The 13,366-nt window shown below is 51.8% G+C and carries 11 protein-coding genes; all 11 read left to right on the top strand.

The features are described from left to right. Window positions 1–38: 38 nt before the first annotated feature. The 11 genes from GC101_RS03280 to rpsO all read left to right on the top strand — a co-directional run bounded on the left by GC101_RS03280 (window position 39) and on the right by rpsO (window position 13,183). On the top strand, window positions 39–4,364 hold the full coding sequence (locus tag GC101_RS03280) for a PolC-type DNA polymerase III (RefSeq protein ID WP_171716070.1): 4,326 nt from the start codon (window positions 39–41) through the stop codon (window positions 4,362–4,364). A gap of 180 nt (window positions 4,365–4,544) precedes the next feature. Then, window positions 4,545–5,012 (top strand): ribosome maturation factor RimP, encoded by a 468-nt coding sequence (gene rimP, locus GC101_RS03275; protein ID WP_171716069.1) that lies wholly within the window; start codon window positions 4,545–4,547, stop codon window positions 5,010–5,012. A 26-nt stretch (window positions 5,013–5,038) separates the two neighbouring features. Continuing rightward, the gene (gene nusA / locus GC101_RS03270; protein ID WP_039295270.1) at window positions 5,039–6,136 is read left to right on the top strand and encodes a transcription termination factor NusA; all 1,098 of its coding nucleotides are present in this window, start codon (window positions 5,039–5,041) and stop codon (window positions 6,134–6,136) included. A 30-nt stretch (window positions 6,137–6,166) separates the two neighbouring features. Continuing rightward, a complete protein-coding gene (gene rnpM / locus GC101_RS03265; RefSeq protein ID WP_036692616.1) occupies window positions 6,167–6,475 on the top strand; it encodes an RNase P modulator RnpM in 309 nt (102 codons plus the stop codon). Continuing rightward, window positions 6,468–6,791 (top strand): YlxQ family RNA-binding protein, encoded by a 324-nt coding sequence (locus tag GC101_RS03260; RefSeq protein ID WP_039295273.1) that lies wholly within the window; start codon window positions 6,468–6,470, stop codon window positions 6,789–6,791. The genes rnpM and GC101_RS03260 overlap by 8 nt, the downstream gene beginning before the upstream one ends. Then, complete coding sequence (gene infB, locus GC101_RS03255; RefSeq protein WP_171716068.1) at window positions 6,784–9,495, top strand: translation initiation factor IF-2; 2,712 nt, start codon at window positions 6,784–6,786, stop codon at window positions 9,493–9,495. Before GC101_RS03260 ends, infB begins: the two co-directional genes overlap by 8 nt. Window positions 9,496–9,513: 18 nt before the next feature. Next, window positions 9,514–9,861 carry a 30S ribosome-binding factor RbfA gene (gene rbfA, locus GC101_RS03250; protein ID WP_039294844.1) on the top strand — a complete coding sequence of 116 codons (348 nt, stop codon included), beginning with the start codon at window positions 9,514–9,516 and terminating at the stop codon, window positions 9,859–9,861. A gap of 27 nt (window positions 9,862–9,888) precedes the next feature. Further along, a complete protein-coding gene (locus tag GC101_RS03245) occupies window positions 9,889–10,869 on the top strand; it encodes a DHH family phosphoesterase (protein ID WP_171716067.1) in 981 nt (326 codons plus the stop codon). Further along, a complete protein-coding gene (gene truB, locus GC101_RS03240; protein WP_171716066.1) occupies window positions 10,866–11,780 on the top strand; it encodes a tRNA pseudouridine(55) synthase TruB in 915 nt (304 codons plus the stop codon). Before GC101_RS03245 ends, truB begins: the two co-directional genes overlap by 4 nt. Window positions 11,781–11,815: 35 nt before the next feature. Beyond that, entirely contained in the window at window positions 11,816–12,763 is a 948-nt protein-coding gene (locus GC101_RS03235) for a bifunctional riboflavin kinase/FAD synthetase (RefSeq protein WP_171716065.1), read from the top strand. Window positions 12,764–12,913: 150 nt separating this feature from the next. Continuing rightward, entirely contained in the window at window positions 12,914–13,183 is a 270-nt protein-coding gene (gene rpsO / locus GC101_RS03230) for a 30S ribosomal protein S15 (RefSeq protein ID WP_019910460.1), read from the top strand. The last annotated feature ends 183 nt before the right edge of the window (window positions 13,184–13,366 follow it).

The following is a 13,366-nucleotide window of genomic DNA, read 5'->3' as shown; positions in this document are numbered from 1 at the left end:
GGGTATAGCTAATTATTGCCGAGTTAGGTGGGGAAACCATGGAGCTAAGCGTGGAGAGAAGAAAAAGGTTCGAGCTGTTAATGAAGCAGGGGGAAATTCCGCCGGCCATCATTGATCCCTACTTTTTGGACGGGCAGATCGAGCGTGTGGAAATCAGCCGCGGTAACCGTGACTGGCATATTGTAATTGCGAAAGACAGCCTGGTTCCGGCCCAGACCTACCGGACCTTTGTCCTTAGAATGCGTGAGAAGCTGCAGCATATTGCCAAAGTCAGCTTCTTGTTCCTATATGATGACACAATCAACAGAGCGGATATTGTACAGGAGTACTGGGGAATGTTCCTCGAGTGGGTCCAGCGTGAGATCCCATCCGTTAACGGATGGCTGACGCGCTCCAGTCAGGATCTGCAGGACGGTACGCTTTTGCTTAGCCTGAGCGATTCCATGTCTCTTGAACTGGCCCGTAAAAAGGGCATCGAAGCAGCCATTATTAAATATTATGATAAATATTTCGGGCTTACCCTTAAGGTGAAGCTGCAGATTGCCGAGAATGAGAACAAAGCGGATGCCTACGAAGAATTCCAGCAGAAGCTCCAGCAGGAGCAGCGTGAACTGGTTGAGATGATGATGATGGCCAGTGAACCGGACGAGCCCGAGGAACCCGGTGATCCGAATGAGGTAATTAAGCTTCAGATCGGATATGAGATCAAAGAACAGGCCGTATCGATTCTGGACATCCAGGATGAAGAGAAGAAGATTACGATTCAAGGCACGATTTTTGGACTCGACACCAAAGAGCTGCGTAACGGCAACACACTGTATACCTTCTGCATCACCGACTTCACCGACTCTCTGCAGATGAAGATGTTTGCGAAGACCAAGGAAGACCTGAAAGTGATGGGGCAGCTGGCCAACGGTAAGTGGGTACGGGCACGCGGCAAAGTTGAATATGACCGCTTCATGCAAATTCCGGAACTGGTGATGATCCCGTCGGATTTGTCGGAAGTCTCTGCACCGCCTGCACGTAAGGACAATGCCAAGCAGAAGCGGGTGGAATTCCATCTGCATACCACAATGAGTACGATGGATGCAGTGGCAACCATCACCGATTATGTCAAAACCGCTGCGAAATGGGGACACCCGGCACTGGCTGTTACGGATCACGGTAATGTCCAGAGCTTCCCGGATGCGAACCATGCCGCACATAAGCATAAGCTCAAAATGCTCTATGGTGTGGAAGCCAACGTTGTAAATGATGCAGTAAACATCGTGGAGAATGCACAGCCCCTGGAGCTCAAAACAGCAACCTATGTCGTATTTGACATCGAAACCACCGGTCTGTCGATCACGCGCAACAATATTACAGAGCTTGCAGCAATTAAAATGTGCGAAGGCAAAGAGCTGGATCGTTATACAACCTTCGTTAATCCGCATGAAAAAATTCCCTACCATATCCAGCAGCTGACCAACATTACCGATGAAATGGTCAAAGACGCTCCTGATCTGGAACCTGTACTTAAGGAGTTTGTCCAGTTTGTTGGTGACAGCATTCTGGTAGCCCATAATGCACGGTTTGATATGGGGTTCATTCAAGCTTCCCTGAAGAAGCTGGGCCAGCCGCCGCTGCCGAATCCTTCGCTGGATACGCTGGAGCTTGCGCGTTTGCTCTTCCCGACCATGAAGAACCACCGGCTCAATACACTCGCTGACAAGTACAAAGTGCTGCTGGAGAGCCATCACCGGGCGGTGGACGATACGATTGCCCTGGGTGGTATCCTCAATGGATTGCTCGCGGATGCGGAGAAGATGAAAGGGTTAACCCGGCTGGAACGGCTGAATGATTATGTAGGCAATGACCTCTCGAATGTACGGCCGTTTCACTGTGGCATTTATGCACTGAATCCGACCGGCAAAAAGAATCTCTACAAGCTGATCTCCATGTCGCACACGGAGTATTATAAACGGGTACCCTGTATCCCCAAATCGAAGCTTGAGGAACACCGGGACGGGCTGATTGTCATCTCCGGCTGTGAGCGCGGCGAGTTTTTTGAAGCGGTGCTGAACAAGACGGTGGAGGAGGCCATTGAGGTCGCCCAGTTCTATGATGTTCTGGAGATTCAGCCGCTGACCATGTACATGCATCTGGTGGATAAAGGCTTCGTGGCCAGCGCCGAGGATTTACGCGGTGTTGTGCGCAAGATATGTGAAATCGGCGACCAGATGAACAAGCCGGTCATTGCCACCGGCAACGTGCATTACCTGGAGCCGCGTGACAAGCTGTTCCGTGATATTACCATTCACGGGATTACCGGCTTCAGTCCGCTTAAGGACCAGCGCAAACCAGATGCCCATTTCAGGACCACCGAGGAAATGCTTACGGAATTTGAGTTCCTGGGCCCGGAAAAAGCGATGGAGGTCGTGGTCACCAATACCGTGGAGCTGGCCGAACGTTTTGAGGAATATGATCTGTTCCCGAGCGAGCTGTTCACCCCGATTATTGATGGAGCGGATGATGAGATCCGCAATACCTGCTATGAGACAGCCAAATCAATTTACGGTGAGGAATTGCCGGAGGTTGTAGTAGCCCGTCTGGAAAAGGAACTCGCGCCGATTATCAAATACGGCTTCTCTGCCAACTATCTGATCTCGGAACGGCTCGTTAAAAAGTCGAATCAGGATGGATATCTCGTCGGCTCCCGTGGATCGGTAGGCTCGTCCGTTGTTGCAACCTTCCTTGGTATTTCTGAGGTTAATCCGCTGCCGGCCCACTATATCTGCACGAATTCGGAGTGCAGGCATAGTGAATGGTTCCTTGACGGCAGCGTGCCGAGCGGTTTCGACCTGCCGGACAAGGCCTGTCCGGACTGCGGCGGTAACCTGAAGGGGGAAGGCCAGGATATCCCGTTTGAGACGTTCCTGGGCTTCAAGGGGGATAAGGTTCCCGATATCGACCTTAACTTCTCCGGGGAGTATCAGCCGAATGCCCACAATTTTACCAAAACGATGTTTGGACCTGACAATGTATTCCGGGCAGGCACCATCGGTACAGTAGCTGAGAAGACCGCCTTCGGGTTCACGAAGAAATATGAAGAGCATCACCAGAAACGCTGGCGCGGAGCCGAGATAGGCCGTCTGGCGGCCGGCTGCACGGGTGTGAAGCGCAGTACGGGGCAGCATCCCGGCGGTATCGTTGTTTTGCCGGATTATATGGAGATTGAAGATATTACCCCGGTGCAGTTCCCGGCGGATGATGTTACGGCAGAGTGGAAAACAACCCATTTTGACTATCATGCCTTCGATGCCAACCTGCTGAAGCTCGATATTCTGGGCCATGATGATCCGACCATGATGCGCATGCTGCAGGATCTGACCGGCGTGGACCCGACCACCATTCCGATGAATGATCCGAAGGTGATGAGCATGTTCAACTCCACAGATGCGCTCGGGGTAAGACCGGATCAGATCCGGACCCCTGTAGCCACCTACGGAGTGCCGGAAATGGGGACGAAGTTTGTCCGCCAGATGCTCGTAGAAGCCAAGCCTTCCAGCTTTGCCGACTTGCTGCAGATTTCAGGCTTGTCCCACGGGACCGGCGTGTGGCTGGGGAATGCCCAGGAGCTCATCAAGAACAATACCTGCAACATCAAGACGGTTATCGGCTGCCGTGATGATATCATGCTCTACCTGATTTATAAGGCCGATATGGATGCCAGCCTGGCCTTCAAAATTACGGAAAGTGTGCGTAAAGGGAAGGGGCTTCCTGCCGAGTGGATCGAAGAGATGAAGAAATGCAAGGTGCCGCAGTGGTACATTGATTCCTGTCTCAAAATCCAGTACATGTTCCCGAAGGCGCATGCGGCAGCGTATGTCATCTCTGCAGTGCGGACCGCCTTCTTCAAGCTGTATTATCCGATTGAATATTATGCGACTTACTTCTCTGTCCGTGCCGCTGATTTTGATATTGATCTCTGCTGCAAGGGATATGAGGCTATTGGGCGCCAGATCGTAGAGATCGAGCAAAAAGGCTTCCAGGCGCTGCCGAAGGAAAAAGCGATGCTTCCGGTTCTGGAAATGGCACTGGAGATGACTGCCCGCGGCTTCACCTTCAAAAATATCGATCTGTACCGTTCCGATGCCACCAAATTCACGGTTGACGGCACCAGCCTGATTCCGCCGTTCTCTTCGCTTGCGGGTATTGGTGACAATGCCGCGATCAATATTGCGGCAGCCAAGGATGCCGGCGAATTCCTCTCCATTGAGGACTTCCAGCAGAAATCCAAAGCCAGTAAAACGGTGATTGAGCTGCTGAACGGAATGGGCTGCTTCCGCGGTCTGCCGGAGAGCAACCAGCTGTCATTATTCTAAATTTCGCTGCAAATCATGCTTTGAAATAAGGGAGTCAAGGGCTGGTACTTGTCAGTGCAGACTCACTATGGTATAATTTTTTTGGTAATAATGAGATAAGTCCGTTGTGTAAAGAGTGGGGAAACCCACTCTTTATCTTTGGTATATAGCAAAAGACAAGTTCGTGGAGGTAATCTTCTTTTGAGCACACCCAAATCCAAAATTAAACAGACGGTAGAGCAGCTGCTTGGGTCCTATCTCGAGGACAATGGTTTCGAACTGGTGGACGTTGAATACGTGAAAGAAGGCTCCAATTGGTTCCTGCGCGTATTCGTAGATAAAGAAGGCGGCATCGATATCGATGACTGCGGCACCATCAGCGAATATATCAGCCAGAAGCTGGATGAGAATGATCCGTTTCCCGAAGCTTATTTCCTTGAGGTTTCCTCGCCCGGAGCTGAACGTCCGCTCAAGAAAGCTGCGGATGTTGCCAAAGCGGTTGGCAAGGATGTATATGTAACGGTGTATGAGCCGATTCAAGGACTCAAAGAATTCGAAGGTCGTTTGCTCTCGTTCGAGAACGAGGAACTGCTCATCTCCGCGGGCAAAAAAGAACATCTAGTACCGTACGCCAAGGTCGCCAGTGCGAGATTGGCCATTATTTTTTAACGTCTTGAAAGGGGGACCGGAATTTCATGAGTATGGAGTTTATCGAAGCTATGAATGAACTGGAAAGGGAGAAAGGCATCAGCAAGGATGTGCTGTTTGAAGCCATCGAAGCTGCGCTGATCTCCAGCTATAAACGCAATTTCAATGCGGCGCAGAATGTGCGTGTGGATATGAACCGCAACACAGGCGTAATCAAGGTTTTTGCCCGCAAGCTGATTGTGGAGGAGGTTCTGGACTCACGGACAGAGATTTCTCTGCCGGGAGCCCGGGAGATCAATCCGCATTTCCAGCTGGAGGATATTGCCGAACTCGAGGTTACACCGCGTGATTTCGGGCGCATTGCTGCCCAGACTGCCAAGCAGGTTGTTACACAGCGTATCCGCGAAGCGGAACGCGGACTTATCTATAACGCTTTTATTGACAAGGAAGATGATATTGTTACCGGCCTTGTCCAGCGTCAGGATATGCGCAACATTTATGTGGATCTTGGTAAAATCGAGGCGGTTCTGCCGCTGGGCGAGCTTATGCCGGGCGAGAAGTTCAAGCAGAGCGAGCGTATCAAGGCTTATATCACCAAGGTGGAGAATACGACCAAAGGACCGCAGATCATGCTGTCCCGCAGTCATCCGGGTCTGCTGAAGCGTCTGTTCGAGCTGGAAGTACCTGAGATTTTTGACGGAGTAGTTGAGATTCGTTCCGTTGCCCGCGAAGCCGGCTTCCGTTCCAAAATCGCCGTGTTCTCGCGTAATCCCGAAGTCGATCCCGTTGGTTCCTGCGTAGGCCCAAGAGGTACACGTGTTCAGACCATCGTAACCGAACTTCGCGGCGAGAAGATTGATATCGTACGGTATTCCGAGCTTGTGCAGGAGTATGTGGCCAATGCGCTCAGCCCGTCCAAAGTACTTGAAGTTCAGGTCTTTGAAGCTGAGAAAATGGCGCGTGTCATCGTTCCTGATTATCAATTGTCGCTGGCGATCGGCATCAAGGGGCAGAATGCCCGTCTTGCTGCTAAGCTGACCGGCTGGAAAATTGATATCAAGAGTGAGACTCAGGCAGAGCAGGAATACGGCAGACCCAGAACTTCTAATGATGAAATGCATCAGGATTCCGTCTCCATCGATTAATGAATCTGCTGACTGACGGGAGGCGCTACTATGAAGCAAAGAAAGGTGCCGCTGCGCAAATGCGTTGCCAGCCAAGAGATGATGCCCAAAAAAGAGCTGATTCGCGTGGTGAGAACGCCTGAGGGTGAGGTGCTCATTGACCTGACGGGCAAGAAGTCGGGCCGTGGCGCTTATATCTGCGGTAAACTGGAATACTTTAAGCTGGCACAAAAGACCAAAGCACTTGACCGAGCATTGAAATGTCAAGTGAGTCCTGAAATCTATGCCCAGCTTGCCCGGGATTTTGCATCCGTGGAGGAGCAATTTTTGGCAGCGAAGGATAGTGAGGACAATGAGTAAGACTCTTTCTTATTTAGGGCTTGCGATGAGAGCAGGCAAGATTGTCACCGGCGACGAGGCTGTGCTTAAGGCAGTGCGGTCTTCAGAGGCGAGGCTGGTCGTCCTGGCAGGTGACGCTTCAGATAATACCCAAAAGAAGTTCCGCGATAAGTGCGGGACCTACGATATTCCACTAGTAATCGCATTTCACCGGGATGAACTCGGTGCAAGTATTGGTAAAGACCAGCGCGTAGTGCTGGCCGTTACGGATAAAGGATTCGCGGAAATGATCTCCAGAACGCTTGGAGATACTGTCGGAGGTGGAGTTATTGACTAAAGAAGACAATAAGGATAAACTGCGCGTGTATGAATACGCGAAGTCTCTGAACATGAGCAGTAAAGAAATCATTACAATTCTGAAGCGTTTGAATGTCCCTGTGAATAATCATATGAGTGTCATGGAGAATGGCTCCGTGAACAAAGTTGAACAATTCTTCAAGGACATCAAGTCAAACGCTGCAGCCAAGCGGGACACCGGCACCAGCAGCCGTCCGGTAACCACCGGCGCGGTAACAGCCGAACCCCAAAGTGCTCAGAATGCCAACAAAAATCAACCGGAAAAGCAGGTAGGTATGAACAGTAACCAAAACAACAACCAATCGACGACGTCCCCAAGGCCCCAAAGCGGACAAGATTCCCGCAGAACACAAACAACAGGTACAGCGCAAAATTCACGCCCGCAAGGCAGCTCCACCACTGGCAGCCGCCCGCAAGGCAGCTCCACCACTGGCAGCCGCCCGCAAGGCAGCTCCACCGGCGGCAGCCGTCCGCAAGGCAGCTCCACTGGTGGCAGCCGTCCGCAGGGCAGCTCCACCACTGGCAGCCGTCCACAAGGCAGCTCCACCGGCGGTAGCCGTCCGCAAGGCAGCTCCACCACTGGCAGCCGCCCGCAAGGCAGCTCCACCGGCGGCAGCCGTCCGCAGGGCAGTTCTACCACTGGTAGCCGTCCGCAAGGTCAAGGCGGCGCACCACGTACAGGTGACCGTCCACAAGGTCAAGGTACTGCACCACGCACGGGCGACCGCCCGCAGGGTCAAGGCAACGCAGGCGGAGATTTCTCCCGCGGCGGTGACAGAGGTCCGAAGAAGAATGCTACTGGCGGCAGACCGAACAATAACAGCGGCCAGAAACGTTTTGATGACGGCAAAGGCGGCAACTTCCGCGGCCGTGGCGGCAAGAACAACCGCGGCAGAAACCAGCCGATGGTACACCGTGAGAAGATTGACAACACACCGAAGAAGATTATTGTCCGCGGCAGCATGACGGTTGGTGAAACCGCGAAGCTGCTTCACAAGGATGCTTCGGAAGTGATTAAGAAGCTGATCTCGATGGGCGTTATGGCCACGATCAATCAGGAGCTTGATATCGACACAATCCTGCTTCTGGCCGGCGAGTTCGGTGTAGAAGTAGAAGTGAAGATCCCGGTAGATGAAGACAGCTTCGAAACCGTGGAAGAGAATGATTCCGACGATGATCTGCAGTCCCGTCCACCGGTTGTAACAATCATGGGTCACGTTGACCATGGTAAAACAACCTTGCTCGATGCCATCCGTTCCACGAACGTAACTGGCGGAGAAGCAGGCGGAATTACACAGCACATCGGTGCGTACCAAGTCGAAATCAACCACAAGAAAATCACGTTCCTTGATACACCGGGCCATGAAGCGTTCACCGCTATGCGTGCCCGTGGTGCCCAGGTTACGGATATGACGATTATCGTTGTAGCTGCCGATGACGGTGTTATGCCGCAGACGGTAGAAGCGATCAACCATGCCAAGGCAGCCGGACTTCCGATCATTGTTGCAGTTAACAAGATCGACAAGCCAGGTGCGGACCCTGACAAAGTGAAGCAGGAGCTTACAAGCTATGAGCTGGTTCCGGAAGAGTGGGGCGGCGATACAATCTTCGTCAATCTGTCGGCCAAACAGCGCATCAACCTGGAAGAGCTGCTGGAAATGATTCTGCTCGTTGCTGAAGTAAATGAGTACAAAGCGAACCCGGACAAACGGGCACGCGGTACTGTTATTGAAGCTGAGCTTGACAAAAACCGTGGACCGGTTGCCCGTATTCTCGTACAGAACGGTACGCTGAAAGTCGGCGATGCCTTTGTAGCAGGTAACTGCTTCGGACGCGTACGTGCCATGGTCAATGACAAGGGACGCAAGATCAAAGAAGCAGGACCTTCCACACCAGTGGAAATTACCGGTTTGACTGAAGTGCCGCAGGCGGGCGATCCGTTTATGGCCTTTGAAGATGAGCGCAAGGCCCGTGCGATTGCGGACAGACGTTCGACTACGCAGCGCCAGTCTGAGCTGAACACGAACACCCGTGTAACATTGGATGATCTGTTCAAGCACATCAAGGACGGAGAGATCAAAGATCTCAACGTGATTATCAAGGGTGACGTACAAGGTTCGGTAGAGGCGCTGAAAGGCTCCCTGGCCAAGATCGAGGTTGAAGGTGTTCGCGTGAAGATCCTTCACAGCGGTGCCGGAGCGATTACGGAATCCGACATTACTTTGGCAGCAGCATCCAACGCTATTGTTATCGGCTTCAATGTTCGTCCGGACACCCAGACGAAAGCTGCAGCAGAGCAGGAGAAAGTGGATGTGCGTCTGCATAACATCATCTACAATGTAATCGAAGAAATTGAAAGTGCCATGAAGGGGATGCTTGATCCCATCTACAAAGAGAATGTTATCGGCCATGCTGAAGTGCGCAATGTGTTCAAAATCAGCAAAGTGGGTACCATCGCAGGTTGTATGGTTACTTCCGGCAAAATTGCCCGCAACGCTGAAATGCGCCTGATCCGCAGCGGTATCGTTGTCTTCACAGGCAAGATCGACACCTTGAAACGTTTCAAAGATGATGCCAAAGAAGTGGCGCAGGGTTATGAATGCGGCATAACTTTGGAACGCTATAATGATGTCGTTGAAGGCGACATTATCGAAGCGTTCATTATGGAAACGGTAGAGCGCTAAGCGAAGAGGTGAATATAGATGTCTAAAATCAGAGCCGGACGGGTTGGCGAACAGATTAAGAAAGAACTGAGCCAGCTCATCCAAAGCGGACTAAAGGACCCGCGCGTCGGGTTCGTAACTGTAACTGGCGTAGATGTGACAAACGATTTGTCACAGGCCAAGGTATACCTGAGCGTATTCGGGGACGAGGAGCAGAAGTCAGACTCGCTCAAGGCGATTGAGAAAGCTAACGGCTTTCTCCGCTCGGAGCTTGGCAAAGCAATCCGCCTGCGCCATACTCCTGAGCTGATCTTCAAGATTGACGAATCCGTTGCTTACGGAAGTCATATTGAGAAGCTGCTCGGCGAAATCGGCAAAACCGAATAGAGCTACGGAACATAAAGGAGACGGCGAATGCAGAGCTATGAACAAAGTCTCCAGCAGACCCGTAAGTTTCTGCTGGAACACGACGATTATCTTGTAGTGTCGCATGTTCAGCCGGACGGAGATGCAGTCAGCTCCACCCTCGCGGTGGGCTGGCTTCTCTCATGTCTGGGCAAAAAATATTGTATGCTGAACGAGGGCCAGATTCCGCAGCGTATGGAATATTTATGGCATGCCGATCAAATTATCAATCTGTCTGCTGCGGGCGAACTGCCGCGCCAGTACAGCAATGTCATTTGTGTCGACTGTGCGGATTTTCAGCGTGTAGGACTTACCCAGCGTCATTTCACCAGTGATGCACTTATCGTAAACATAGACCATCATCCCACCAATAATGGTTACGGTGCCGTAACGCTTATCAAGCCAGATGCGGCTGCGACAGCAGAGATTCTGTTCGACCTGCTGAAGACGTTTGAGGTGGAATGGGATATCGATATTGCCACGGCCATTTATACCGGACTCTTAACAGATACCGGCGGTTTCCGCTATAACAACACTTCGCCTAAAGTGATGGCAGCTGTATCCGAACTGCTGGCATTGGGCGTGAATGGACCTGAACTGGCTGAGACCCTGCTTGAAGAGATGACTCTTCCGCAGGTCAAAGTGCTCAACCGGGCACTCAGTACACTGCAGCTCAGTCCTGAAGGGGATATTGCCTGGGTGTATGTTACACCGCAGGATATGCTGGATTGTAATGCGGCCAACGAGGATCTTGAAGGGATTGTCAATTATCCGCGTAATATCCGCGGGGTTGAAGTGGGCATTCTGTTCAAGGTAATTGATGAGCATGCGGTGAAGGCCAGCCTGCGTTCAGCAGGTAAGGTCGATGTCGCGGCGCTGGCGCAGGTCTTCGGCGGCGGCGGGCACACGCGTGCTGCAGGAGCCCGCATTACCGGAAGTCTTGAAGAGGCGGTAGCGCAGGTGCTTGAGGAGGTTAAACGTCATCTATGAGTGAACTTACAGGTGTTCTGGCCGTATATAAGCCGGCAGGGTTCACTTCACATGATGTTGTGGCCAAGGCGCGGCGGATTCTCGGCATGAAGCGGATAGGACATACCGGTACACTTGATCCCCAGGTGACCGGAGTGCTGCCGCTGTGCCTGGGACGGGCCACGCGGGTGGTTGAGTACATCCAGGAGCTTCCCAAGGAGTATGTTGCTACGCTGCGGCTGGGATTTGCCAGTGATACAGAGGATTTAACAGGGACGATTACGGAATCAGTTGAAGAGGTTCAGGTTACGGAAGCTGAAGTGCTGGCTGTCCTGAATTCCTTCAAAGGTGTGATTTCACAGGTTCCCCCAATGTATTCAGCAGTGAAGGTGGATGGTAAGCGTCTGTACGAGCTGGCCAGAGAAGGCAAGACGGTGGAACGTAAGAGCCGTGAAGTGGAAATTTATGAGATTGAAATGCAGGATATGGTCTGGAGCGGCAATTATCCCGATATCACATTCCGGGCATTATGCTCCAAAGGAACGTACATCCGTACCCTATGCGTGGATATCGGGCGTGCGCTTGGAGTGCCGGGGGTGATGGTGAAGCTGGAGCGGACCATGTCGGCAGGGATATCTACCAGTCATTGCCTGACCCTGGAGCAAATTGCCGAACATAAGGAAGCAGGTACGCTGGAAGAGCATTTAATTGCCGCCGATGAGGCGATTTCGCATTTGCCCAGACATACCGTAGCCGAGGAGAAGAAGAAAGCCGCCCTGCAAGGGCAGCGACTATCGCTCCGCTTTGTGGCACCTGAAGTGAAGAGCAACGGAGATTTCCGGCTCTATGATCTGCAAGGGGAGTTTCTGGGCATCTATGCTTTAGAAGCTACTGGTGCAATTGCTCCTGTTAAAGTGTTCGCACAGGCTTAAATTTAATTTATTTTTGAATGTAGGTGAGAAACAGCGTGAGAACCGTAACCTTAAGCTATCCAATGTTGCCGGAGACGGCAGCAGAGTGGGCGCAGCCTCAAGTAGTCGCCCTGGGGCAGTTCGACGGACTGCACCGCGGACATGCCAGCGTCATAACATCTGCTGTAGCTCTTGCCCGCCAGGCAGATGTACCTGCAGCTGTCATGACCTTTTATCCCCATCCTAAGGATGTTATGGGTAAGGGTGATTATGAAGGATATTTGACACCTTCCAGGGACAAGCAGGAGCTGCTTGCCGGGATGGGCGTTGATATTTTATATATTATTGCATTTAATGAAGAACTCTCCCGGGTTAGCCCGGTGGACTTTGTCTCTGTAATGCTGCTGCCGCTGCAGATTGTAACCGCCGTTGTCGGTTTCGACTTCCGGTTCGGCTACAAGGGTGAAGGTGATGCGGATACGCTTCGGGAGCTGGGGCAGGGTGTTATGAATGTAGAAACGGTCTCCCCGTTTCTTCTCGAAGGGGAGAAGGTCAGCAGCTCCGGCATCCGCAAGTGCCTGCTGACCGGTGAACTGGATAAAGCCAATGCCTGGTTTGGACGTTGTTATCACCTGCGCGGAATTGTAGGTCATGGAGAGAAGCGGGGCCGGACCATCGGATTTCCAACGGCCAACCTGCAGCTCGAAGACCGCTATGTCATTCCGGCCAAAGGCGTGTATGCCGTCAAGGTATTTTACAAGGAAGACGTATTGTACGGTGTGATGAATGTCGGCGTGAAGCCTACGTTTCATGACGGGATGATTGCTCCAAGCTTCGAAGTGCATCTGTTTGATTTTGCGGGAGATATATACGGGCAGGAGCTTAAGGTAGAGCTGGTCTCCTTTATCCGTTCTGAACGCAAGTTTGAGTCCATCCAGGCCTTAATCGCCCAGATCGGCGCAGATGCCGAGACAGCCAAAGGACTTCTGGGATATCATTCCTAATCTTTCCCGGACATGCCGTTTACTTTTGTCTTTGAAGGTGCTATACTGATTAACGTTGCTGGAATGACAGCAGCATAACCTTAGCTTGGTTGCTTGTTCTCACCGACGGTGACGAGGCTACTGGCGATTATAATGAAGGAGGTGAACAGGATGGCATTGACTCAAGAACGTAAACACCAATTGATCGACGAGCACAAAACTCACGAATCCGATACTGGATCCCCTGAGGTGCAAGTTGCTATCCTTACGGAGAACATCGTTAATTTGACTGACCACTTGCGTACGCACAAGAAGGATCATCATTCCCGTCGCGGACTGCTGAAGATGGTTGGACAACGTCGTAAACTGCTGGCGTATTTGAAGAACAAAGACATCAGACGTTACAGCGCCCTGATCGAAAAACTGGGATTGCGTCGTTAATATTCCATAAGTAGAGCCCTAAAGCAGCCTGGTTGTATACCGTATGTCCTTCTTACGAGCGACAGCGGGACAGCCGGGTTGCTTTTTGAAAATTTAGGGTAAACTTTTACAGTAGATAAGTGGATATTATTCGCAAAAAACGGCTAGATCACCTCATGGAGGACAAGCCGTTTTTGCTTGTAG

The organism is Paenibacillus phytohabitans (genome assembly GCF_013141775.1).
Taxonomy (GTDB): Bacteria; Bacillota; Bacilli; order Paenibacillales; family Paenibacillaceae; genus Paenibacillus_AQ; species Paenibacillus_AQ phytohabitans.
Note: the sequence above shows the minus strand (reverse complement) of the source record. Positions and strands in the feature narration are given on the sequence as shown.